A 23,687-nucleotide genomic window follows, 5' to 3' on the forward strand; every position below is an offset into this window, starting at 1 on the left:
GTCACAATGAGCTGCCCCGCAAAGCGACATTAAATCGGGCATAGGGGGCCGATTTAAGCCGTCTTGTTTGCGCTGCGTGTGACCTCGGGTAGGCGGCGACGCGGAGTCGGAAGGTTCGGCTCCGCTCTGTCCCCTGCCCCGAAAGGCCACCGTGACACAGCTCGTCGTCGAGCACGTAAGCAAGATCTTCGGCAGAAGGCCGAAGGAAGGAGTACGTCGGCTTCAGGAAGGCGCCGACCGCGAGAAACTGAGGGAGGAAGGGACGACCGCTGCGGTCGTCGACGCCTCCTTCACCGTGGAACCCGGCGAGATATTCGTCGTCATGGGCCTGTCGGGATCGGGCAAGTCCACCCTGCTGCGCATGCTGAACGGTCTGCTGGAGCCCACCTCGGGCAGGGTGCTGTTCGACGGGCGGGACCTCACGGCCCTGTCCGCGAAGGCCCTGCGCGACCTGCGCTCCCGCAGGATCAGCATGGTCTTCCAGCACTTCGCGCTCTTCCCGCACCGCAGCGTGCTGGAGAACGCCGCCTACGGCCTCGAAGTCCAGGGCCGCCCGCGCGAGGAGCGCGAGGCCAAGGCCGCCGAGGCGCTGGCGATGACCGGCCTCAGCGGCTGGGAGAAGTCCTGGCCCGACGAGCTGTCCGGCGGTATGCAGCAGCGCGTCGGCCTGGCCCGCGCGCTGGCCACCGACGCCGAACTGCTGCTGATGGACGAGTCGTTCTCCGCGCTGGACCCGTTGATCCGCCGCGACATGCAGGACCAGCTCCTCGAACTCCAGCAGCGGCTGCGCAAGACCATCGTCTTCATCACCCACGACCTGAACGAGGCCATGCGGCTCGGCGACCGTATCGCCGTCATGCGCGACGGCCGGATCGTCCAGATCGGCACCGCGCAGGACATCCTCACCGAACCGGCCGACGACTACGTGGCCAGCTTCGTGCAGGACGTCGACCGCTCCCGTGTGCTCACCGCCGCCTCGATCATGGAGGAACCGCGCGTGATGGTCAGCCCGGACGACGGGCCGCGCGCCGCGATGAGCGTCCTGCGCGACGACCACGCGTCCGCCGCCTTCGTCGTCGAGGGCGGGGCCGAGGGCGGTCGCAAGCTGGTCGGCACGGTCACCGAGGTCAGCTGCACGCAGGCTGACAACGATGGCACCGTGCGCGACCTCATGGACACCGACTGCGTGACGACCCAGGCCGACACCCCGCTGTCCGGCCTGCTCACGCCCGCCTCGCGGACGAAGCTGCCGCTGGCCGTCGTGGACGACGACGGGCGGCTCACCGGAGTGATCCCGCGCGTGGCGCTGCTCGCGGCGCTCGGCGACCACGAGGACGAGACCGCGCCCGAATCCGGGACCGTCGATTCCGCGCCCGAATCCGGCTCCGTCGATTCCGGCTCCGTCGAATCCGGGTCCTTCGAGGGGAAGGAGGCCGCCCGTGCCTAGGATTCACCTCGGTAACTGGGCGGAGGACGCCGTCAATTGGCTGACGGACCACCTCTCCTGGCTCTTCGACGCGATCAGCAGCGTCGTCAACCACATGTACGACGGCGTGGAATGGGTGCTCGGCGGCCCGCCGCCGCTGCTCATGGCGGCCATCCTCGCGGTGATCGCGCTGTGGATGCGCGGCCTCCCGGCGGGCGTACTCGCCTTCCTCGGCTTCGCGTTGATCGACTCCATCGCGCAGTGGGACGAGGCGATGCAGTCGCTGTCCCTGGTCGTCGTCTCCGGTGTCGTGGCCCTGCTGCTCGCGGTGCCGCTGGGCATCTGGGCGGCGCGCAGCCGGACCGCGAGCATGGTCGTCCGGCCGGTGCTCGACGTCATGCAGACGCTGCCCGCCTTCGTGTACCTGATCCCGGCGATCATCTTCTTCAGCCTCGGCACGGTCCCGGCCGTCATCGCCTGCATCGTCTTCGCGATGCCGGTCGGCGTCCGGATGACCGAGCTGGGCATCCGGCAGGTGGACGAGGAACTGGTCGAGGCCGCCGACGCGTTCGGTACGTCGCCGGGCCGCACGCTGATGCGCGTGCAGTTGCCGCTGGCGCTGCCGACCATCATGGCGGGCGTCAACCAGGTCATCATGCTGACGCTGTCGATGGTCGTCATCGGCGGCATGGTCGGCGCCGAAGGACTCGGCTCGACCGTCTTCGGCGCGATCAGCCAGGTCAACATCGGCCTCGGCTTCGAGGGCGGCATCGCGGTGGTCATCCTGGCCATCTACCTCGACCGGATCACCGGCGCGCTCGGCGACCAGGTCTCGCCGCTGGGCCGCCGCGCCCTCGCGCTGGCCCGCGCGAAGCTCCCGACGCGCGGCCTGAGCGTGCTGCGCTACCGCCCGCGCCCCGCCGTCGGCCTGTCCGCCGTCGTCGCGCTCGCCCTGATCGCCTGCGGCACCGGCATCTTCGGCGGCGACTCCGACGACGGCCCCGCGACGGCCGGTTCGGCGGACGTCGGCAAGGGCCGGACGGTCAAGATCGGCTCCTTCAACTGGGACGAGTCCATCGCGTCGGCCAACCTGTGGAAGGAAGTCCTGGACTCGCGCGGCTACAAGGCCCAGGTCAACACCTACGACCCCGGCGCCGCCTTCACCGGCCTGTCCACCGGCAACTTCGACTACCTCACCGACGCCTGGCTGCCCACCACGCACGCGTCCTACCTCCAGCAGTACGGCAAGGACTACGCCGACCTCGGCAAGTGGTACGACCAGACGTCCCTGGAGGTCTCCGTCCCGTCCTACGTCAAGGGCGTCTCGTCCATGGCCGATCTCAAGGGCCGGGGCAAGGAGTTCGGCGGCAAGATCATCGGCATCGAGCCGGGCGCGGGCGAGATGAAGCTGCTCAACTCCACGGTGCTCAAGGGCTACGGCCTCGACAGCGAGTACAAGGTCGTCAGCAGCTCCACCTCCGCCATGCTCGCCGAGCTGAAGCGGGACTACGCGCAGCACAAGCCGGTCGCCGTCGTCCTGTGGTCCCCGCACTGGGCCTACAGCACGTACGAGCTGACCAAGCTCGCCGACCCCAAGGGCCTGTGGGGCAAGGCCGACTCCATCCACAATCTGGCCAACAAGGGCCGGGCGGACAAGCTGCCGCAGGTCACCGCCTGGATGAAGGACTTCCACCTCACCGAGGAGCAGCTCAGCTCCCTGGAGGCCGACATCCAGTCCGCCGGCCAGGACAACACGGCGGCGGGCGTCAAGAAGTGGCTCGCGAAGAATCCGGGGATCGCCGACAAGATGGCGCCGGTGACCGCCACCGGCTGACCCCCCGTCACGCCGACGACGCGGAAGAGGGGTTCGCGGAATCCGTACCGCATCGCGCCCGGACAGCCGGGGGCGCTCCGGCCGGGCGCCGAGCCGGTCGACCGGGCGGACGGCCCGGCGGGACGACCGTACGGGTACTCCGCTGTCCACCGAACGGTGGACGGGGAGCCCGCGGGGTCGTCCCGCCGGGCCGTCAACACACCCTAGGGAAGCGCCAGATGGACGAACGCGCCGTCGTGGTGGATCAACGGCCGGGCGGGGGAGGGGGCGTGGGTGGCCTCGACGACCCGGCCGATGGCCAGGGCGTGGTCGCCGACCGGCACGAGCTGGACGAGGGAGACGATCAGCGCGGCGAGGACGTCGTCCAGCACGGGCAGGCCGCGCGGCCCCCGGTGCCAGGCGGTGGCCGCCCCGAATTTCGCGGCCCCGCCGTGGGCGAAGCGCCGGGCGGTGTCCTCCTGGCCCTCGGCGAGCAGGTGGACGGCGACATGGCGGGCGCTCTCCACGGCGGTGAAGGACGCCGCGTGCAGGCCGACGGTGAAGGAGACCAGCGGCGGGTCGAGGGAGACCGACGTCAGCGAGGTGGCGCAGAAGCCGACCGGCGGCCCGGCGTCCTCGCCCGCGGTGATGACGGCGACGCCCTTCGCGTGCTGCCGCATCACCGCCCGGTAGAGCCCGGGCCCCACACCGGCCTCCAACTCCGGTACGGAGGCGGGCGCCTCGGCGGACGCGGTCACGCCGCGCCCTCCCGGCCGCTCGGTACGGACTCCCGGCCGCCCGTCGCGGACTCCCCGTCGCCCGGCACGAACTCCCGCATCCGCTCGGCGATCTCCTCCACGAAGGGCGACGCCTCGCCCTCCCCGTAGGCCGCCAGGTGGTCGCGCCAGTCGGCGAAGGCGCCGTCCGTCTCGCCGAGCGCGAGGCGTACGGCGCCGCGCCGGTAGAGCAGGTCGGGGTCCTCGTCGGCGAGTGCCGGGATCGCGATGTCCAGGTCGGCCAGGGCCCGTTCGTACGCGCCCAGGTCGTACAGCGCCAGCGCCCGGTTGCCGCGCAGCACCGGGTCGTCGGCCAGCTCGATCGCGTGGTCCAGGTCGTCCACCGCCTCCGGCAGCCGCCCGGCGGAGTACGAGAGCACGGCCCGGTTGACCCAGGCGGCGACGAACGACGGGTCGGACTCCAGGGCGGCGGTGAAACTGGTGAAGGCCGCGTCGACCTGCTCGGACTCGGCGAACAGAGTCCCCTGCGCGCACAGCAGGTTGGCGTTCTTGGAGTCCAGCGCGAGACCCGCCTCGACGTCCGCCGTCGCCTGCTCGATCTCCCCGAGCGCCATGAGCAGGTCGGCCCGGTTGACGAGGGTGTCGACGTGGCCGGGGTCGAGGATCGCCGCGTAGTCCAGATCGCGCAGCGCGGCTTCCTCGTCGCCCAACTCCCGCAGCAGATCGGCCCGGTTGAAGTGCGCCTCGTGGAAGGGCGGGCTGAGCCGGATCGCCTCGGCGTAGTCGGCGAGCGCCGCGTCGAACTGCCCGTTGGCGCGCCGCCCTCCGGCCCGCTCGAAGTAGTAGTCGCCGTAGTCGGGGTCGCGGCTGATCACCAGGTCGTAGTCGGCGAGCGAGCCCTCGTGGTCGCCGCGCGCGGCCAGGATCTGCGCGCGGTTGTAGCGCAGCACCGAGCGGTGCAGAAGCTGCTCGTCCGGGCCGAGATCCTCGTCCGTCATCGCGATGGCGTCGTTGACCAGCGCCAGCGCCGCGTCCAGGTCGGCGCGGTGCAGCTCGACCAGCGCTTTCGCGTTCCGCATGAAAGCGCCCACGAAGACCCGGCGGTGCGGGTCCGGGTTCCAGTCCGCGATGGCGATCGCGGTGTTGACCCACTCCAGCGCCCGCATCTCGTCGTGCATGCCCTTGGGCAGGTGGCGGGTGTAGAGCATCGCCATCATGTAGCAGCTATTCATGTGGATCTCGGGCTCGGTGCTGCCCGACCGCAGCTCGGCGAAGTACGAGAAGCCCTTCTCGCCGCGCCGCAGATACGACAGGCACGCGCCGATCTTGTTGGTGAGGTTCCAGTACGGCTTGGGCCGCGCGTCGCCGAACAGCGCCCGCCCGCGCTGCGAGATCTCCAGCGCCGCCTCGTAGAAGCCGCTGTCGAAGCAGGACTCGCAGGCGTCCACGAAGGCGGTGCCCGCCCCGGCCGCCGGGTCGGTGCCGTGCTCCAGGTGGTACAGGTGCGCGCCCAACGACACACCCGGCTCGGCGCGTTCGGCCAGCAGCTCCGCGCGGGCGCTGTGCCGGGCGGCCCGCTCGGCCGGGTCCAACGCCTCGTAGGCGGCGATCAGTCGCGGGTCCTTGCTGGTGCCGTCCGCGTCGATGAAGAGCTGCGCGAGATCGGCGCCCTCCAGGCGCTCGTCCAGGTGCTCGTCCGGCAGCTCGGCAGGCCGCTCGGCAGGCCGCTCGTCCGGGGTCCCGGCCGCTTCCGGCGCGGCCCGGTCGGCGTACGTGCGCAGCGCCTGCCCCAACTCGTCGTCGGCGAGACCGTCCGTCTCCACGACCAGCCGCAGGACGGCCGGGTCGCAGCGCCGCAGCAGGACGGAGACCAGCTCACGGTCGGTGGGGTCGGCGTCGTCCAGCTCACGGAAGCGGATCACCGTACCGCCGGGGCGGACGGTACGCGCCCAGTCCGTCAGCAGCTCGGCGACGCCGTGCGAGACGCGCAGCGTACGGGCGACGGAGTAGAAGCGGGTGCGCTCGGCGCGGCTGGCGAGCGCGGTCAGCGTCTGCGGCGCGATCGGCACCCGGGGTGCCAGGTCGGGTGCCAGCGAGATCACCTCGGTGGCCCGCGCGGCAATGAACTCGTCGTGCTCGCCCGCCAGTTCGGGGATCACCGCGCGCAGCAGTGCCCCGCCACCGGTGTACGGGCCCCGCAGCCGGCGGTGACAGCGCACGTCGATGTCGGGCTCGGGCGCGGGCGGGAGGTCGCCGTACGTGACGGAACCGGCCGGGTCGGCGGGGTCGGCGGCGGTGCCGGTGGCGGCGACCCAGCAGTGCCGAGGCGGGGACGAGGTCATGAAGTGCTCCTTGTGGTCCTGGAGTTCCTGGGAGTTCCTGAGGTTCGTGGGGTTCATGCGAGCCGAACGGGGCGAGTGAACAAAGCGGGGCGAGCGAGCCAAGCGGGGCGAGCGAACAAAGCGGGGCGAGCGAGCCAAGCGGGGGAAGCGAGCCGAGCGCTCCAAGAGGAAAGGCGTGCTTTAAGCGACGCCTGCGATTTCCGGCTCCTGGCCGTTCGGGCCCTGCTCCTCTTCCCGTTCCGAATCCCCACGGGATTCCTTCGCGGCGCGCCGGTCCCGTACTGTCACGTAAAGCAGCAGCCCGAACTGGAGTGCGGTGAGGCCGACGAAGCTGATCGCGTCGAGAATCCCGCTGGTGGCCGTCCCGGAATCGCTGAAGCGGTTGTTGATCTGCGACCAGAAGTGCACGGTGGTCGGAATCCCCGCCCACAGCAGGCTGCCGAGCGAGAATCCGTAACCGACCACCAGCATCGGCGCGTACCAGCGCGCCATCCGCCGGTCGCGGTCGGACCATTCGGCGTCGGGGTCGGCCACCGGGGGCGGCCTGCGCGTCCAGCGGCGGAAGAGCGTACGCACCTGGAAGCGGGCGGCGTTCTGGAGGTCGGAGCAGCGCAGGGCGTTGGTGAGGACGTAGTAGAGGTCGGTCTCCAGGTAGAACATGAACTGCCACAGCAGCCGCATCACACACGTGAAGGAGATCGCCAGCATCAGGGCGGAGATCCACGCGGGGCCGTGTCCGCGCAGCGCCACGGCCAGCAGCGTCAGGCCCGAGATCAGCACGGCGTCGGCCAGCATCCCGGCCACGAACGGCAGATAGCGCCGCTTGCGCTCCACGCTGAACAGCGAGTCCAGCCGGGTCTCGGCGACCAGATAGTACAGCCGCCGGCTGATCGTGAGCGTGGACGGCAGCCCCAACCGCCGCCCGGACAGGGCGTGATAGCCCTCGTGCACGAGGATGCAGGGAATCTGAACGACCGTCAGGGCAATGGGGATCAGCGCGAGATGGTCGGTGAAGAACACGTCGTGGTACGAGGGCCGCAGCGACGAGTCCCTGATCATCCAGGCGGCGGCGGTCACCATCAGCGCGAGGTAGACCAGCCAGGCGGGCCAGGAGAACGTCCAGGCGCCGAGCCGCTGCCAGCGCACCGGGCCGGCCGGCTCGTCCTCGCCGTCCCCGCGCAGGAACCCCAGATCGGCCAGGACGTCGAGGAAGTCGTCCACGTCCAGCGGCTCGCCGCAGGTCCGTTCGTACCAGGCGGCCACCTCGGCCACCGGCACCCCGGCCTCCAGCATCCGCAGCGCCTCAGCGCCCTCCTCGGGGAAGACGGCGTACGAGGCGGTGTCCGGACGGCCGACCATCACGCCGTCGTCCTCGGGGATCATCGTGAGCTTGTGCAGCAGGACCGCGCCGCCGCCGCCGTCCGGCGCGGTCGTGGTGCCGTCCGACGAGGTCACGGTCATGCGGGGTGCCTCTCTACGGGGAAGTCGGTGACCGGAGCCGGTCACCGGAGCCGGGGCCTGCGCGAAGTGGTCAACAGGGCCCGGCTCCGGCGGTGTTGCTAGAGGGCCGAGCAGCAGTAGTACGCGGAGCTGGTCAGGCGGATGGTGCCGGCCTTGCGGATCGACATCTTCTTCATGGGGTTTCCTCCTCCCGGTTCCGTCGAGCGGTCTTCGGCCGCGGCTGGCCGCCGGGCCGAACCGGGCCAACTATGCGGTGGTAAAGCGCTCGCGCACGTCTGCAACATGACGTAGGCGCGTATGTGGGAATTGACTAGATGTACTCGTCCACGACCGCCGGGTGACCCCTTTTCGGCGTATACCCGTGTACGGCCGGGGACTTCACGGATTTCTGTTTGCGACAGATACGAGACCGCCGCCGGGGCGCGGCGCGGGGAATTACGCCGGATTCCCGCCGCGTCCGGTGAGCGAACACCGTCCGCCACCAGGCACCAAACCTTCACGCGGCCTTTGCGGAACGCCCGTACCGGCCACGATGAAAATGGGCCGGTTTCGCTCCGCCCCCGATGGCAGCTTCTTCGCTTCGCCGTCGACACACCGCTGCCGCGTGCTCACACTGCGCACATGACCAAGTCAGCGCCCTTCGTCGGGCGGTACCCCGAGAAGCGCGCCGCCGTCGCCGCCTTCGACCGCGCGGCGGCCGGCCAGGCCCAACTCCTCCTCGTCACCGGCGAGGCGGGTCTCGGCAAGACCCGCCTCGTCCAAGAGCTCGCCACCCTCGTCACCACCGCCCCCCGCCACGCCCACCTCCGCACCGGCGACTCCGTCCCCCTCACCGGCCCCACCCTCGCCTACGGCCCCTTCATCGCCGCCCTCCGCGACCTCTTCGCCTCCGGCGCGGCCCCCCACCCCGCCCCCGGTGCCGCTCCACACGAGCGCGAACCCTCGCCGGACGGCGGCGCGCGTTCGCCGGGGAGCTTCGGGGGTGCGGCCGGTCCGTCGGACGGCGGTCCGCTGGCGGACGGCGTGGCCGGTGGGTCCGGCCGTTCCGGCGCGGGGAGGGGGTTCGGCGAGGCCGGGGTCGGCCCCGCGCCCGTAGCCGGGGGTGCTGCGCGAGGGCGCGGGGGCTTTGACGGGTGGGCTGAGACCGGGCCGGCCGGTGGACGGGGCGCGGCGTACGCGTTCGGTGGGGGGCGGCCGGCCACGCGGCAGCGGGTGTTCGAGCGGGTGCTGGGGGTGCTGGGGGAGATGTCGGCGCGAACGACGCTGGTGCTGGTGCTGGAGGACCTGCATTGGGCGGACGCGTCGACGCGCGATCTGCTGGCGTTTCTGGCGGTGCGGCTGAGACGACAGCCGGTGCTGATCGTGGCCACGGTGAGGGAGGAGGAGCTGACGGCGGACGCGCGGCGCTGGTTCGCGGAGCTGGGCCGATGTCCGAGGGTGACGCGGCTGCGGCTGAGCGGCTTGGCGGACGCGGAGGTCGCCGAGCTGGTGACCGCGCTGCTCCCCGCCGACGCGGACGCCGCCGACGTGGCGGCGGCCGTATCGGCGGCGGAGGGAAACCCGCTGTACGCACAGGAGTTGGCGCGGGCGGCCCGCCCCTGGCCGCCCGCGTCCATCGCGGAAGTGGTCCTCGCCCGCGTGAGCTGCGTGGACGCCGACGTCCGCGAGGTCATCGACCAGATATCCGTGACCGACGACGGCATGACGCACGAACTCCTCGCCGCCACCGTCCCCTTACCCGAGCGAACGCTGCTGGCCGCCGTGCGCCGGGCCGTCGAGCAGCGCCTGCTCACCTCCACCGAGGACGGTTACGCCCTCCCGCACGGCCTGATCCGCCAGATCCTGTACGCCGACCTGCTCCCGGGCGAGCGCCGCCGCCTGCACCGCCGTTACGCGCACGCCCTCGCCGCCCGTACCGCCTCGGACCCCGCCCTCCTGGCCCGGCACTGGCACCTCGCCGACTGCCCCGCCCGCGCGGCCACTTCGGCCCTGACAGCCGCCCGCCTCGCCGTCAACGCCCGCGCGTACCCCGAGGCCCACCGCCTCTACGCCCTCGCCGTCACCCTCTCCGACCACCTCTCCGAGGCCGCCGCCACCTCTCTCTGGCCGGAGGCCGCCCGCGCGGCCAGCTACGCGGGCGAGCCCCAGAGCGCCACGGAGTACGTCACCCGCGCGCTGGCCCTGTCGGCGGGCGGCGGCCCGGCCACCCTCAACACACCACGTCACGGCCCGCGTTCGGCCGAGGCGTACCGCGCCGACGGAAGCCACGCGGCAGCCGCCGTACAAGGGCAGGCACACGCACAAGCACACGCAGAAGCGCAGGCACAGGCACACGCACAAGACCGCGCCCGCCTGCTCGAACGCCTCGGCGCCTGCCGCCGCGAGGCCGGAGACCCCTGGGGCGCCATCGCCGCACTGGAAGAGGCGCAAGGGCTCCTGGCCACGGCGCCCGAGGCGACCGGCGCCCTCGAAGCCAGAGTCCTGGCGGCGGCGGCCGACATGCGCGTCCAGGTCGGCGACCCGGACGGCGCGCTGCCGCTGGCGCAACGGGCCTTACGGATGGCCGAGCGCATCGGCGCCCTCGCCGAGCACGCCCACGCCCTCACCACCCTCGGCATCGTCCGCGCCCAGCGCGGCGACCTGGAGGCGGGCCTCGAAGCCCTGTGCGCCGCACGCGACTTGGCCCGCCGTACGGACTCCGTCGAGGATGTCCTGCGCGCGGCCAGCAACCACATGTACCTGCTCTGTACGGGGGGCCGCTTCGCGGAGGCGCGCGAAGTGGCCCTGACCGGACGCCGCGCGGCCAGCGAACTCGGCGCGCCGCCCCCGCTCACCGCCGTCCTGGACTTCAACACGGCCGCGGTCCTCGTCGCCACCGGCCGCTGGCCGGAGGCCGACCAGCTCCTGGCCGAACTCGTCGGCCAGTCCAGCGCCCACATCACCCGCTATCTGCACCTGCTCCAACTGGAGTTGGCCGTCGCCCGCGGCGACCGCCGCCGAACCGCGGAACTCACCGCCGTACTCGCCGAAGCCCCCGACGACCCCCGCCTGCTCGGCCCCTGCCACGCCTGCCAGGCCGAACAGGCGCTGGACGCGGGGGAGTTGGCGACAGCCGCCGACCACGTCCTGCACGGCCTGCGGGCCGTCGGCGGCGGGGCCCTCGCCGAGGAGGAGATCCGGCTGCTCGCCGACGGCGCCCGCCTCGCCGCCGAACTCGCCCTGCTGCCGGGCCCGGTACGCCCCAACGGCCTGCCCGCCGCCTGGGACGGCTCCGCCGTGACCTTCGCCGAACGCGCCGCCGCCATCGCCGCCCGCCACTGCGGCGAACCCGTCGTCGCCGCCTTCGGCGCCCTCGCCGCGGCCGAACACTCCCGCGCCGACGGCTCCGACGACCGGGCGACCTGGCGGCAGGTCGCCGACGCCTGGCGCGCCGCCGACCAGCCCTACCGCGAGGCGTACGCACGCCTGCGCGAGGCCGGGACCGCGATCCGCGCGGGCCGCCGCGAACAGGCGGGCCGCGCCCTGGCCGCCTGCCTCGGCCTGGCCGAACCCCTGTCCGCAGCACCGCTGTTGCGCCTCGCCCACGAACTGGCCACCCGCGGCCGTCTCACCCGGCCGCCCGACCCCACGACCCGGTCCGTCGCCGCCCAGGCCCGCCTCGACCTCACCGAACGCGAGGCCCAGGTCCTCGCCCTGCTCTCCCGCGGCGAGAGCAACCGCCAGATCGCCCGCTCCCTCTACATCAGCGACCGCACCGTCGCCGTCCACGTCTCCCACATCCTGGAGAAGCTCGGCGTCCGCAACCGCACCGAAGCCGCCCTGGTCTACGCGCGTACGGACCGCCCCCGCCCCGAGCCCGCCCCGTAACCAATCGCGCCCGGAACAAACACACCTTCGCTCGATCGAGTCAAAAACCGACGACATCGCTCCGCTTGCCGCATTTGCCAGAGGCATCACACCAAGATCAGCGGCGGGCCGCTGTCCGGCCTGAAGAAGCGAGCGAGCCGGGCCGGGTGCCGGGCTCCGTGTGAAGGGGATTTGCGTGATCTCGAAAGCCAAGAAGGTCATCGGCTCGATGACCATGGCGCTGGCCGCCGCCGCCGCGCTGACCGTCGCCGTGCCGAGCGGCCCCGCCTTCGCCATCGACCACGTCGAGTGCGTCGGCGGCGCGGACTACCTGAAGATCTACTCGCACCTCAACGGCCGTGACAGCGTGGACTGTTACGCGAATTCGGGCCGGACCGACTTCGGCGGCTGGTGGGTCGACCGGATCGTCACGGGCAACAACGACCTGATCTACTACGACGTCAACGGCGACTCGGTGCGGATCAACCGCTGGACCGACATCACGTTCCCGAACCGCCCCCCGCGGGTCAAGAGCATCCAGATCCTCTGAGCCCGCGAGTCCGCGAGTCCGCGGGCCCGCGAGCGCGCGAGGGTACGAACCGGCGGCCGGGCGACGTACGGCGCCCGGCCGGGGTACCGGCTCCTCGGATCAGCCCGCGCGGACGCCGTCGAGGATCGCCAAGGCCCGCTCCACGGACTGGTCGACGCCCGCGTCGCTGTACATCGTGTCGACCATCACATGGTCGATGCCGGTACGTTCGCCCGCGGCCTTGATCACCGTCACCACCTGCTCCGTGGACGTGCCCGCCTCGATGTTGACGCGCAAGACCGCGTCGATGACGCGCGGATCGCGGCCCGCCGTCCGCGCCGCCTCGTCCACCCGCGCCCGCTGCCGGACGATGCCGTCGAAGTCCACGAAGCCCGGCACCACGCACACCGGCAGCCAGCCGTCGGCGCGTTCCCCGATCCGGCGCAGCGCCCGCCCCGAGCGCGCGCCCAGGTACACGGGCGGCCGGGGCCGCCGCGCGGGCTTCAGCGGCGCGTGGTGCAGCGGCACCGACAACCGCGCCCCGCTGTACCCGGCCGGGTCCTTCGTCCAGATCTCTTCGAGTACGTCCAGCGTCTCGTCCATCCTGGCGCCCCGCGTGGCGAAGTCCACGCCCGCGGCCTCGTACTCCTCCGGCGACCAGCCCACGCCGAACCCCGCGAGCAGGCGTCCCCCGCTGATCAGGTCAACGGTCGTGAGCGACCTGGCCAGTTGGACGGGCGGATACAGCGGCGCCACCAGTACGTGGCTGCCGAGCAGGACGCGCTCGGTGGCGCTCGCGGCCACGCCGAGCAGGACGAACGGATCGGCCGCCGCGTTCAACTCCGGCGGAATCGTGCTCCCGCCGCCGTACCCGACGCTCGGATCGACGGCGGCCAGATTCCGGTCGCCCACCCACAGGCTGGCTCCGCCCGCCGACTCGATCCCGCGCGCGAACTCGGCGGCCCGCGCGACCTCGAAAGCCTGCTTGTTGAACTGCGGCAGTGCGAATCCGACCTTCATGGCCTCCTCCTACCCCGCCAGCCTCAGAGTTGGCTCGCAAAGCTCAGGAAGTCCGCCCACTGGGCGGGGGAGAAGGCGAGTTGGGGCCCTTCCTTGTCCTTCGAGTCCCGCACGTGGACGGTGCTCGGGCAGGCCGAGACCTCTACGCAGTCACCTTCGCTGCCGCTGCTGTGGCTGGACTTGTGCCAAGTGGCTGCTACCTCGATGCAGTTGTCGCCAGAACCGCTGCTGTAACTGCTCTTGAACCAGGCCAGTTCGGGGGTGCTCATAGTTCTCCTCGAAATCGCTCCAGCAGGCCCCTGGAGTCCTCTGGGGTGAGGGCCTGCGAGCGCAGTTTTGCATACCGCATCTGGAGGATGCTGACCCCTTTCGGGTCGGAGACCAGGTGTCCTGTCTCCTGCCCCTCGACGTAGGCGAGCCATCGGTTGTCCGGCGTCTCCAGAAGCACGAGGGGCCCGTTCAGTCCTGCGTGGACCCCCGTGGTCAACGGCAGCACTTGCACCTCGATGTTCCGCCTCTCGGACAGCTCCAGGATGTGGTCGATCAACTCTCGCGTGAGGTCGGGGCCGCCTGTCTGCCGGAGAAACAGGTGCTCATCGAGGATGAAGCTGAAGGCGGTGCTTGGCCGATTCGCGAGCAGGCGTTGACGTTCTGCACGAGCCGTCCACTGTGCTTCGATCTGGCCGTCCGTCAGCGGAGGCAGGAGGCCGTTGAACAACGTTCGGGCGTATGCCTCGGTCTGCAACAGACCCGGAAGCATGCGGCTCTCGTACGTGTACAGGGTGATCGCGCTCTTCTCCAGCCGCGCCCACTGGCGGAACCAACTGGCCAATCCGCGCTGCCGCCCGAGATGTTGGTGGGCCTTGCGTAAGGCCCCGGTGTTGCCGAGAACTGGTTCGGCGCGGTCCACGAAGTCGGCGTCGGGCATGCGTCGCCCCTGCTCGATCGAGGCGATCGTGTGTTTGGAGAAGCGCACCTGGTTGCCGAACTCCTCGCGGCTGAGGCGCGCGTGTTCCCGGAGCGCCTGGACAAACGCACCGAAGGTGCGCAAGCTGTCCGAGGTCTCGGGCTCGCTGCCGGGAGTGCCGGCACCCGTACCGGCGGAAGTTTCCGCCTCTCCCGCACCGTCCATGCCATCGGCCATCCTTGGCCACCTCCCGCGCGCCCGCTCGTTTGACCACATCGAGTCGGACAATGCTCACAGGGGGTGACGGGTACTGTCTACGTTTTGTGCGCGTACGCTGGCGCAGCGTACGCGGCGGGACCCTGGTGGGAGGGGCGGGGCCGGGGTCACATTGGGCGGTATGACAGCACCAACGATGCACGAACTCCCCGTGACCGAACGTGAGTTCAGCCAGCGGTTCAGCGCCACGCGGCGCGGGGCCCGGCTGGCGCGGCACGCGGCGTCGAACGAGCTCCACCTGTGGGGTGTCGCGCACGGCACCGAACTGGCCGAGACGGCCGCCCTGTTGGTGGCCGAGCTGGCGACCAACGCCGCCACCCACGGCCGCGTGGCCGGGCGCGACTTCGAACTCCGTATCCGCCTCACGGCGACCCTGCTCCGTATCGACGTCTCCGACGCCCGCGGGGAACGCCGTCCCCCGGACCCCGGCCAGCTCCGTCCCGCCTCCCCGCTCTCCGACTCCGGCCGGGGCCTCCTCCTGGTCGAAGCCCTCGCCACCCGCTGGTCGGTCCTCCCCCGCGACCCCGTCGGCAAGACGCTCCGCGCCGAACTCGACCTCCCCCTTCCCCTGGAAGCGGCCCCGTAGCGAGAGCGTGCCAAAGTGGGCGTTATGACGGCTGACGCAACAGACGTAACAGCGGATGAGGTCGAGGAGTTGTCGGCGGACGCGCTGCGCTGGCTGCTCGGGAACGCGCGGGAGGGCGAGGACGGCGGGCTCGCCTGGACCACCACGCCCTCGGACGACGAGCCGAACGCCTCGCTCTACAGCGGTACGGCCGGTGTGATCCCCCTACTCCTCGAAGCGCGGCGGCACTTCGGGGACGACCGGTACGGCGACGCGGCCGTGCGCGCCGCCCGTAGTGTTTCCGCCGCCGTCGACGGCTGGGACGGCAGCTCGCTGTACTTCGGCCTGACCGGCATGGCGTTCGCGCTGCGGGCCGTCCACGACGAACTGGGCGCCCCGGAGGCTGCGGCAGGCGCCGCGCGGGCCCTGGACCTGGTGCGCTCCCGTTTCGACGGGACGCGCTGGGGCGTGCTGTTCGAACTGCTCGGCGGCAACGCCGGTATCGGCCTGGGCGCGTTGGCGATGGGCGACGCCGACCTGGCCGTGCTCGCCGTGGAACCGTATCTGCGGACGGCCGAGGAGACCCCGGCGGGCGTCCACTGGGAGGTGCGCACCGACGCGGCCCCGCGCCTGCACCACATCTCGCACGGCACGCTCGGCATCGTGTACGCGCTGGCCCGCGTCGGCTCGGCGACCGGCCGCACCGACCTGGTCGAGCTGGCGCGGGCGGGCGCCGCCGACGTCGTGGCGCGCGACGAGGACGGGCCGGACGGTTTCCTCGTACCCCACTCCGACCCGCAGGACCGGCCCGAACTCATCGAGCGCTACAGCTACGGCTGGTGTCACGGACCGGCCGGTGACGCCCAGGTCTTCCGGCTGCTCCGGGACGTCCTCGACGAGCCCGCCGCCTGGCAGGCGCTCGCCGACCGCTGCTGGCACACCGTGACCCACTCCGGCCTGCCCCGCCGCCTGCGGCCCCGCTTCTGGGACAACAACGGCCGCTGCTGCGGCACCGCGGGCGTCCTCGCCCTCGCCTGCGACCGGCTGGCGGAACAGGGCGACCCCCCGGACTTCGCCCGACTCCTCGCCGCCGACCTCTCCTCCCGCGCCACCCGCGACCGCGACGGCGCCCGCTGGTCCAACATCGAGCACCGCGCCACCCCCAGCACCCTCGAACCCCACCCCGGCTGGGCCATGGGCACCGCCGGCATCGTCCGCGAACTCCTCCGCTTCACCCGCCTCACCCGCCCCGCCACCCCCACCCCCGCCTACGCCCTCCCCTGGCCCGACCACCACCCCACCACCCCGGCTCGCTGAGGCGCGTGAGACGGGGCCGCTGCTGAACTCGGCCTCAACGCCGGGGATTTCCCGGCCGTTCGGCGAGCAACAGCACAGTGGCGACCGGGGGGCGTCCGGCCGGTCCGGAGTCGTTGATCAGGCGGCCGGTGACGTCGGTGAAGCCGTGGTCGGTGAGCAGTCGCTCCCAGACCGGCATGGCCAGTACCCACCGCTGTACGGCGCCCTCCGCCACGGGGATGGTGACGGGCCGCACGTCGTCGTGGGGCGGCTCACCGCTGTGGAAGTGGCCGAGCGTGGCGATGAGCAGCTTTCCGCCAGGGCGCAACGCCTCTGCGACGGCGGGGAGCAGGGCGTACGGGTCGGTGAAGTCGGCAGCCCCGAAAGCGGAATAGGCCACGTCGACACTGCCGGGCCGCGCCGTCAGCCACCCGGTGGCCTCCGCCCGTACGAACGTCACGCCCGGTACTTCGCCAAACCGCTGCCGTCCCAGCCGGACCGACTCCTCCGACGAATCCACCGCCCACACTCGCTCGGCCCCCCACCCCTCGGCGAGGTGTGCGGCCACCCGCCCCGTTCCCGCCCCGAGATCCACCACGCTGCGCCCGTCCAGCTCCCCCAGGACCTCGGCCCCTGGTCCGTACCGCTGATACCAGTCCCAGTACACCCGCCCTCGCGGTCCCTCGTCCTTCCGCCGCGACGCCGCGTACCGCGCCCACACATCACCATCCGAAGGGCGTGCCCCTGTCTGACTCACCCGCCCCATCCTGCTCATCCCTCGGGCCCGACGCCCCTTGCTCCCCGCGATCCACCCGCACGAGTGCCAAGCACGCCAAGGGCCCGGTTCCCCCCAGAACCGGGCCCGCCCGTGCCGAGCGACGCATCCTCCGCTCAGTGACCGTCCTCCCCGGGACGGCACGGCGTGCATTTCGCAGCGTCGGCAGCCCACAGCGGCCAGTCGACATCGAAGCCGTGTGCGGCGACCCGCCGCGCGGTGCGTGCCACGGAGCCGTCGCCCTTCACGCTGATCTCCGGGACGTGGTGAAGGAAAGCGCCGCCGTTGTGGTGATCGCAGAAGTCGGCGTACGCCATGGTGTCGAGGATCATCGTGTGCACGCCGATATCGATGATGTGTCCGGGCCCCAGTCCGAGGTCCTGTCCCCGGCATTCCATCGCGGTGACGAGGTAGGCGATGGCCTGACCGAGGACGCGCTCGGCCATCACCTGGTCGTAGGGGTTGTCGCGCATGAGCAGCCCGACGAGCTTGTCCCACTGCGCGGGACTCACAAACTGACGCGGGTCACGGGCCGGTGCGACTGGGGCGGCAGCAGCGGCCGGGAATTCGAGGAACATGGTCACGGTGGTTCCCTCCACGATGTCGGCCCCCGCGGTCGCGAGGCCGTGTCATCAGCAGACCGCGGAACAGCTCACCGCAGTGGTCAACTACCGCATCCTGCAAGGGCTTTGCAGATCCTGCACACGGCATCGACGGGGTGACACGGCATGACTACGGTCGGATGGGTGGCGTCTGTGTACGCCCCCGTCCCATGGAGGTGCCATGCGGCCTGCTGATCCGCTTTGGGACAGTGCACGGGCACGGGAGTGCGCCGGGCGGCGGCGGCCGGGCGGTCTGATCAGAATGGGCCGTCTCCGCCTCGGCTGGCGGCAGGACGAGCTGGGCCGTCGTATCGGATGCTCCGCATCGACCGTCTCGCGGCTGGAGACCCGGCCCGTAGGGGATCTGCGGCTCGTCCAGCGGGCGGCGAGAGCTGTCGGCGTACCGGACCAGCTCCTCGGGGCGGCGTTGGGCCTGATCGCATTCGGCGGCACTACAGTGACGGCCATTGCTTACGGTCCGCAGTACGAGGAGGACCCCATGCGTCGCCGATCCGTAGTGACCGCTGTCGCGCTGGCGGCCCCTGCCTCGGTCCTGGCAGGCGTCGATGACGTCTTCGCGGCGGTTCCCTCCGCGACGGTCTCCCATCAAGCGGTGCGAGGCCGGCTCGTGCGGGCGCGTGGGTTGTTCGACGCCGGACGCTATACGGCGGTGCTTGCCGAGGTGCCGGGGATTCTGGCGGACGCGCACCGGGCCGCGGAGTCTCGTACGGAGCCGGGCTACGGACAGCTCTCCGGTTGCTACAGCCTGGCGGCCCAGGCCCTGGCGAAGGTGCAGAGCTACGACCGGGCGCGGATCGCCGCCGACCGGGCGACGGTGTACGCGGACCTTTCGGGTTCGGCGCTCGCCGCCGCGACAGCGGCCCGGGAAATGGCGATCGTGCTGCGGCACCAGGGCCGTCAACAGATCGCCCATCGGCTTGTCGCCGACGCCGCCGCGAGGATCGAGGCGACCGGGCTGACCACGGTCGCGTACCGCTCGGCCTACGCGCAGATCCTGTGCACCACCGCGTACACCGCCGCGCAGGGCGGTGACCGCGACGCGGCCCTCACCATGATCGGTGAGGCGACGGCAGCCGCCCGCACCCTGCCCGCGGCGGCTCCTGTCACATCGGCCGCGGTGGACTTGTACGCGGTCGGCGTGCACCGGGCGCTCGGGGACTCCGGGGCGGCGCTCGAACTGGGCTCCAAACTGCGTGCCGGGCAGTTCCCCACCGCCGAACGGCGCGCGCGATTCCACACCGACATGGCCCGCGCGTGGTGGCAGTGGGGCAAAGCTGCGCAGACCGCCACCGCTCTCATGGACGCCCTGCGCGTCTCCCCGTCAGAGGTACGCGACCGCCCCGCGCTGCGCCGCATCGTCACCGACCTCCGCGACCACCACCCCCTCGTCCCCGGCGTCCGCGACCTCGCCGCTTTGACGGGCTGACGACCGGTCCCGGGCGGGTGCGGGGCGGGGTCAGCCGCGGCGAGAGGATCTGCCTTCGGTGCCGGTTCCCAGGTCCGGGGCGAAGAGAGTGAGGGGCGGGCCCTCGACGGCGAGGACGGTGAAGCCGGTGTCGGTGCCGGAGGTGTGGGGCTCGTCCTGGTCCCAGCGGACGCCCTGGCCCGCGGTGAGGGGGGTGCGGACGCCGTCGGGGCCCGCGATCCAGCCGCTGCCGCTGATCATCAGGAACGCCTGGGGCGAGGGCGCGGTGTGCGTGCCGATGATGCCGCCAGGTGTCACCTTGAGGTGGGTGAGCTGGACGGGGCCGCCGTCGCCCGCGGCGACGCGGGTGGCGTGGACGCCGCTGCTTTTGTAGTGGGTGACGCGGCGTTCGTCGCGGTCGAAGTCGAAGATCTCCACGGGGTCCTCCGGGCGGGTGCGGGGCGGGGGTTATGTCGGGGGGTGGAAGCCGCCGGTCAGTGGTTCGAGCAGTTCGGCCAGGCGCAGCGGGGTGCGGTCCTCGAACATCGGGCCGACGAGCTGGACGCCCACCGGCAGGCCCTCGGGGGACCGGCCCGCCGGAATCGCGGTGGCGGGCAGGCCGGGCATGGTGGGCAGACCGGCCCAGACGAGCTGGTCGAAGTACGGGTACCCGGCGCCGTCGATGTCGATCCGGCGTCGCCTCGGATCGGGGCCGTGGTCGTGCGGGAAGGCGGGAGTGGGCGTGATCGGGCAGACCACGGCGTCGAACTCGGCGAAGAACCGCCGCCAGCCGTGCCGGTGGAGCTCGCGGCGGCCGTTCGCGCCGAGCCAGTCGCGGTGGCTCAACACCATGGCGCGCAGCCGCGTCGCCTCCAGACTCTGGTCGTCCGGGCTCAAGTCGGCGGCGAGGGCCCGCAGTTGCTCCTGCGCCTCGACCGGGAAGTGCGCCGTGGAACTCGACATCAGGAGCTGTGTGTAGACCACCGCGGCTTCGGCCAGATCGGGCAGCAGCGGGCTGTGCCGTTCGACGCGGGCGCCGCCGTCGGCCAGGGCGTCGGCCACCCGGCCCACGGCCGCCCGTACCGCGGCCCCGGTCGGAATGTGCGGGTGCTGGTCGAGGACCAGGACCCGGAAGTCGCCGAGCCGCTCGTGGCGCGCGGGCGGCAGCCTCACCTCGTACGCCACACCGGACGTCAGCGGGTCGGGTCCTGCCATGACGTCGAGCAGGAGCGTGAGGTCGCGCGCGGAGCGCGCCATCGGGCCGACGACGGCGAGGTCGAGGTCGACCGGCAGCGCCGGTGCGGGCGGCTGGGCCATGCCGCGGTTCGCCGCCAGCCCGAGCGTCGGCTTGTGCGCGTAGATCCCGCAGAAATGCGCGGGGGTGCGCAGCGAACCGGCGATGTCCGAGCCGATGGACAGCGCGCCGAAGCCGGACGCGAGGGCCGCCGCCGATCCGCCGGAGGAGCCACCCGACGTGCGGCCGTGGTCCCACGGGTTGTTGGTGGTGCCGTAGATCTCGTTGAAGCTCTGGATGTCCTGGAGCCCGACCGGCACATTGGTCTTGCCGAGCACCACCGCGCCCGCGGCCCTGAGCCGCGACACCTGCACCGCGTCCTCGGCCGGCAGGTGGTTCCGGTGCTGCGGCATGCCCCAGGTCGTGGGGAGCCCGGCCACGTCGTACGACTCCTTGACCGTCACGGGAATGCCGAGCAGCGGCCGGTCCTCGCCGCGGGCCCGCGCCGCGTCGGCCTCCCGCGCGGCGGCCCGCGCACGGTCGAAGTCCGGCACGCAGATCGCGTTGACCGCCTCGTCGTCCCGCTCGATACGGGCTATCGCCTCGTCGGTCAGTTCCGCCGAGGTCACGTCACCGGCGCGCAGGGCGGCACGGAGTTCTTCCGCCGTCTGAAAGCTTCTGTCCATGCCAGGGACCGTACGGGCGGTCCGCTGGAGCCACGAAATGTCGATTCGGGCAAGGGAAAGTCGCCCCGATCTCCGAGGTCCGGGGGCCACTTCGCGGCTGGCCCCGGCGCGCCCGGAGCCGTAGCCTCCGCAATTGTCGCAGCGCTGTTATATTAGCGCTGTGACAACTTCTGATCCCACCGCGCTCCCCGACCCCTGGCACACCCTGCACGAGCTGCTGGCGGCCATGGACGCCGAGATCGAGCAGCTCTACGTCGAGCGCGGCATCACGGGCGTACGGCCCCGGTTCGCGTATCCGCTGATCCGGCTCGCGCACACCGGGCCGCTGACCATCCGCGAGCTGGCGAAGTCCCTGAACCGCTCGCACTCCGCGATCAGCCAGACCGTCGCCGCCATGCGCAGGGAGGACCTGGTCACCTCGGAGCCCGGCCCCGACGCCCGCACCCGGCGGATCGACCTGACCGAACGCGGCCGGTCGCTCGTACCGTTCCTGGAGGCGGAGTGGCGCGCCACCCACGAGACCGTCGCCGAACTGGACGCCGAGGTGCCGTACGCCATGACCGCCGTCGTCGAGGAGGTGCGGCGCGCGCTGGAACACCGGTCGATGCGGCAGCGCATCCTCAACCGCCTTGTCGAGCCGCCGAAGTGAGCGGGTCGAAGTGAGCGGACCGAACGTGAGTGAGCGGGTCGAAGTGAGCGGGTCGAAGTGAGCGGGTCGAAGTGAGCGGGTCGAAGTGAGCGGGACGACGTGAGCGGACGGATACGCGTCCGGTTCCTCGACACCCGTCCGCTGCGCGGCAGTCAGCCCTTCCGCGACCTGTGGATCGGGACGTCCGTCTCCCAACTCGGCGGCCAGATAGCCAATGTGGCCGTCCTCGCCCAGGTCTGGGACCTCACCGGCAGCCCGGTCGGCACCGGCGCGATCGGGCTCGCCACCGGCCTGCCGATGCTGCTCTTCGGGCTGCTCGGCGGCGCGTTGGCCGACACCGTCGACCGCCGCGCGCTCGTACGCGCCACCACCACGGGCCAACTCCTGGTCGCCGCCGCCCTGTGCGCCCAGGCCCTGGCCCACAACAGGAACGTCCTGCTCCTGCTCGCCCTCGTCGCCCTGGCCACCGTCTTCAGCGCGCTCGGCGCTCCCGCCCGGCGCACCTTTCCCGTCCGGCTGCTGCCCGGCGGCCAGGTCGCGGCCGGTCTCGCCCTCACCAACGTCTCCTTCCAGGCCGCGATGCTGGCCGGGCCCGCCGCGGCCGGACTGATCATCGCCCGCTGGGATTTCCCCGCCGCGTACGGGATTCAGGCCGTGGCCATGGCGGTCTCGATGCTCGCGGTGATTCGCCTGCCGGCGATGCGGCCGGAGGGAGGTGAGGGGACGGCGTCCGAGGGGGGCGGTGGCTGGCGTCGGCGCGCGAAGTGCGGTGGGCTCGCGCTCGGGAAGGGCGGTGGGATTGGGCGCGCGCTCGGGAAGGGCGGCGGTCGGCGGCGTGCCGAGCGCGGCGGGTGGCGGATCGTCCTGCGCCGACCCACCCTCTGGGGCTCGATGGCCACCGACCTGGCCGCGACGCTCCTCGCCATGCCCGTGGCGCTCTTCCCCCTCGTCAACGAGATCCGCTTCGGCGGCAACCCGCGGACCCTCGGCCTGTTCCTCTCGGCCGTCGCGGTCGGGGGCATCACGGCCGGTCTGCTCTCCGGCACGGTGACCCGCTGGCGGCGCGGCGGCCTCGTACAGCTCTCCGCCGCCGTGGTCTGGGGCCTGGCGCTGGCCGGGTTCGGGCTGGCGGGGCCTTTGTGGCTGGCGCTCGGCTGCCTGGCCGCGGCGGGGGCCGCCGACACCGTGTCCGTCGTCACGCGCAGCGCCCTGGTCCAGTTGGAGACGCCGGACGCGTACCGGGGGCGGGTCTCCTCCGTGGAGCACGTGATCGGTGTCGCGGGGCCCGAACTCGGCAATTTCCGGGGCGGCCTGCTGGCCTCGGCCACCTCCGCCCCGTTCTCCCTGGTCCTCGGCGGGGTGTCCGCCGTCCTGGCGGTGCTGGCCGTGGCCGCGACGAACGCGCCGCTCCGGGCGTACCGCACGCCGTCCCACGGCGGTGCGGACACCGACGCCGGGCCGGTCCCGGACGCCGACCTGGCGGTGACCTCCGGCCAGGTCCCGTGAATTCTCCGAATCCGATCCGGCCGCCGTGTCGATCCGCTCCCGCGCCGTTCGACCTTGGGGGTGAGAGGGTCGGAAAACGGCCCCCGGAGCGCGTCAGCGCTGAACGCACGGAACAGAACAGAGTGGAGACAGCCGTCATGGCGAAGTACATGCTGATCATGCGTGGTACGGACGAGTCCGTCGCGAAGATGATGGAGACCCCGTTCGACGAGATGCTGGAGACGGTCGGCCGGTTCAACGAAGAGCTGATCCGGGCCGGGGTCCTGGTGGCGGCGGAGGGGCTCGACGACCCGGGCCAGGGGGTCGTGGTCGACTTCAGCGGTGAGGCGCCGGTGGTCACCGACGGCCCGTACGGCGAGACGAAGGAGCTGTTCGGCGGCTTCTACCTGATCGACGTGGCCTCGAAGGAGGAAGCGGTCGAGTGGGCGAAGCGGCTGCCCGCCGTCGCCGGTTCGAAGTGCGAGGTGCGCCGGGTGCCGAGCATCGAGGAGTTCCCGCAGGACAACGAGTGGATCACCAAGGAGCGGGCGTGGCGCGAGCGGACGGGCCAGATCTGAGCGGGCCGGATCTGAGCGGACCGGTTCCTGACGG

20 protein-coding genes are annotated in these 23,687 nt (G+C 72.0%); 10 read left to right on the top strand and 10 right to left on the bottom strand.

All coding sequences use genetic code 11. The features are described from left to right. Nucleotides 1-151: 151 nt before the first annotated feature. Both ACIQCJ_RS03640 and ACIQCJ_RS03645 read left to right on the top strand, forming a co-directional pair. A complete protein-coding gene (locus ACIQCJ_RS03640) occupies nucleotides 152-1,447 on the top strand; it encodes a glycine betaine/L-proline ABC transporter ATP-binding protein (RefSeq protein WP_402710593.1) in 1,296 nt (431 codons plus the stop codon). Next, a complete protein-coding gene (locus ACIQCJ_RS03645) occupies nucleotides 1,440-3,260 on the top strand; it encodes a glycine betaine ABC transporter substrate-binding protein (protein WP_391162545.1) in 1,821 nt (606 codons plus the stop codon). Before ACIQCJ_RS03640 ends, ACIQCJ_RS03645 begins: the two co-directional genes overlap by 8 nt. A 203-nt stretch (nucleotides 3,261-3,463) precedes the next feature. On the opposite strand, the gene ACIQCJ_RS03650 is transcribed toward ACIQCJ_RS03645, so the two are convergent. The 3 genes from ACIQCJ_RS03650 to ACIQCJ_RS03660 all read right to left on the bottom strand — a co-directional run bounded on the left by ACIQCJ_RS03650 (nucleotide 3,464) and on the right by ACIQCJ_RS03660 (nucleotide 7,779). After that, entirely contained in the window at nucleotides 3,464-3,919 is a 456-nt protein-coding gene (locus ACIQCJ_RS03650; RefSeq protein WP_355336440.1) for a flavin reductase family protein, read from the bottom strand. A gap of 74 nt (nucleotides 3,920-3,993) precedes the next feature. After that, entirely contained in the window at nucleotides 3,994-6,375 is a 2,382-nt protein-coding gene (locus tag ACIQCJ_RS03655; protein ID WP_402710594.1) for a tetratricopeptide repeat protein, read from the bottom strand. A gap of 123 nt (nucleotides 6,376-6,498) precedes the next feature. Further along, nucleotides 6,499-7,779 carry a hypothetical protein gene (locus ACIQCJ_RS03660; RefSeq protein WP_391042920.1) on the bottom strand — a complete coding sequence of 427 codons (1,281 nt, stop codon included), beginning with the start codon at nucleotides 7,777-7,779 and terminating at the stop codon, nucleotides 6,499-6,501. 621 nt (nucleotides 7,780-8,400) lie between these two features. On the opposite strand from ACIQCJ_RS03660, the gene ACIQCJ_RS03665 reads away from it, so the two are divergent. Beyond that, nucleotides 8,401-11,646, top strand: coding sequence for a helix-turn-helix transcriptional regulator (locus ACIQCJ_RS03665; protein WP_402710595.1), 3,246 nt, complete (start codon nucleotides 8,401-8,403; stop codon nucleotides 11,644-11,646). Nucleotides 11,647-11,821: 175 nt separating this feature from the next. Then, nucleotides 11,822-12,175: a beta/gamma crystallin domain-containing protein gene (locus tag ACIQCJ_RS03670; RefSeq protein ID WP_355336359.1), complete on the top strand. Its 354-nt coding sequence runs from the start codon at nucleotides 11,822-11,824 to the stop codon at nucleotides 12,173-12,175. A 99-nt stretch (nucleotides 12,176-12,274) separates the two neighbouring features. Here the strand turns inward: ACIQCJ_RS03670 and ACIQCJ_RS03675 are convergent, their stop codons facing one another. From ACIQCJ_RS03675 to ACIQCJ_RS03685, 3 genes are read right to left on the bottom strand one after another with little or no spacing between them, the layout of a single operon-like run. Continuing rightward, entirely contained in the window at nucleotides 12,275-13,174 is a 900-nt protein-coding gene (locus tag ACIQCJ_RS03675; RefSeq protein WP_391162541.1) for a TIGR03619 family F420-dependent LLM class oxidoreductase, read from the bottom strand. A 23-nt stretch (nucleotides 13,175-13,197) separates the two neighbouring features. Continuing rightward, nucleotides 13,198-13,443 (bottom strand): DUF397 domain-containing protein, encoded by a 246-nt coding sequence (locus tag ACIQCJ_RS03680; protein WP_355336363.1) that lies wholly within the window; start codon nucleotides 13,441-13,443, stop codon nucleotides 13,198-13,200. Continuing rightward, complete coding sequence (locus ACIQCJ_RS03685; protein ID WP_402710596.1) at nucleotides 13,440-14,318, bottom strand: Scr1 family TA system antitoxin-like transcriptional regulator; 879 nt, start codon at nucleotides 14,316-14,318, stop codon at nucleotides 13,440-13,442. The genes ACIQCJ_RS03680 and ACIQCJ_RS03685 overlap by 4 nt, the downstream gene beginning before the upstream one ends. A 160-nt stretch (nucleotides 14,319-14,478) precedes the next feature. Between ACIQCJ_RS03685 and ACIQCJ_RS03690 the strand changes: the two genes are divergently transcribed. Continuing rightward, the gene (locus ACIQCJ_RS03690; protein ID WP_355336365.1) at nucleotides 14,479-14,943 is read left to right on the top strand and encodes an ATP-binding protein; all 465 of its coding nucleotides are present in this window, start codon (nucleotides 14,479-14,481) and stop codon (nucleotides 14,941-14,943) included. Between the two features lie 24 nt (nucleotides 14,944-14,967). Further along, nucleotides 14,968-16,239, top strand: coding sequence for a lanthionine synthetase LanC family protein (locus tag ACIQCJ_RS03695; protein ID WP_402710597.1), 1,272 nt, complete (start codon nucleotides 14,968-14,970; stop codon nucleotides 16,237-16,239). A gap of 34 nt (nucleotides 16,240-16,273) precedes the next feature. On the opposite strand, the gene ACIQCJ_RS03700 is transcribed toward ACIQCJ_RS03695, so the two are convergent. Next, on the bottom strand, nucleotides 16,274-17,146 hold the full coding sequence (locus tag ACIQCJ_RS03700; protein WP_402710598.1) for a class I SAM-dependent methyltransferase: 873 nt from the start codon (nucleotides 17,144-17,146) through the stop codon (nucleotides 16,274-16,276). Beyond that, nucleotides 17,110-17,571: a glycine-rich domain-containing protein gene (locus ACIQCJ_RS03705; RefSeq protein ID WP_402710852.1), complete on the bottom strand. Its 462-nt coding sequence runs from the start codon at nucleotides 17,569-17,571 to the stop codon at nucleotides 17,110-17,112. Before ACIQCJ_RS03705 ends, ACIQCJ_RS03700 begins: the two co-directional genes overlap by 37 nt. Nucleotides 17,572-17,776: 205 nt before the next feature. Between ACIQCJ_RS03705 and ACIQCJ_RS03710 the strand changes: the two genes are divergently transcribed. Next, nucleotides 17,777-19,042: a helix-turn-helix domain-containing protein gene (locus tag ACIQCJ_RS03710; RefSeq protein WP_402710599.1), complete on the top strand. Its 1,266-nt coding sequence runs from the start codon at nucleotides 17,777-17,779 to the stop codon at nucleotides 19,040-19,042. 30 nt (nucleotides 19,043-19,072) lie between these two features. On the opposite strand, the gene ACIQCJ_RS03715 is transcribed toward ACIQCJ_RS03710, so the two are convergent. Both ACIQCJ_RS03715 and ACIQCJ_RS03720 read right to left on the bottom strand, forming a co-directional pair. Next, entirely contained in the window at nucleotides 19,073-19,459 is a 387-nt protein-coding gene (locus ACIQCJ_RS03715; protein ID WP_402710600.1) for a cupin domain-containing protein, read from the bottom strand. 30 nt (nucleotides 19,460-19,489) lie between these two features. Next, entirely contained in the window at nucleotides 19,490-20,941 is a 1,452-nt protein-coding gene (locus ACIQCJ_RS03720; RefSeq protein WP_401309829.1) for an amidase, read from the bottom strand. Nucleotides 20,942-21,101: 160 nt separating this feature from the next. On the opposite strand from ACIQCJ_RS03720, the gene ACIQCJ_RS03725 reads away from it, so the two are divergent. The 3 genes from ACIQCJ_RS03725 to ACIQCJ_RS03735 all read left to right on the top strand — a co-directional run bounded on the left by ACIQCJ_RS03725 (nucleotide 21,102) and on the right by ACIQCJ_RS03735 (nucleotide 23,653). After that, complete coding sequence (locus tag ACIQCJ_RS03725) at nucleotides 21,102-21,590, top strand: MarR family winged helix-turn-helix transcriptional regulator (protein ID WP_402710601.1); 489 nt, start codon at nucleotides 21,102-21,104, stop codon at nucleotides 21,588-21,590. Between the two features lie 99 nt (nucleotides 21,591-21,689). Next, complete coding sequence (locus tag ACIQCJ_RS03730) at nucleotides 21,690-23,096, top strand: MFS transporter (protein ID WP_402710602.1); 1,407 nt, start codon at nucleotides 21,690-21,692, stop codon at nucleotides 23,094-23,096. A 137-nt stretch (nucleotides 23,097-23,233) separates the two neighbouring features. After that, the gene (locus tag ACIQCJ_RS03735) at nucleotides 23,234-23,653 is read left to right on the top strand and encodes a YciI family protein (RefSeq protein ID WP_188285869.1); all 420 of its coding nucleotides are present in this window, start codon (nucleotides 23,234-23,236) and stop codon (nucleotides 23,651-23,653) included. Nucleotides 23,654-23,687: the final 34 nt, after the last annotated feature.

The sequence above is a fragment of the Streptomyces sp. NPDC093221 genome, assembly GCF_044753885.1.
Taxonomy (GTDB): Bacteria; Actinomycetota; Actinomycetes; order Streptomycetales; family Streptomycetaceae; genus Actinacidiphila.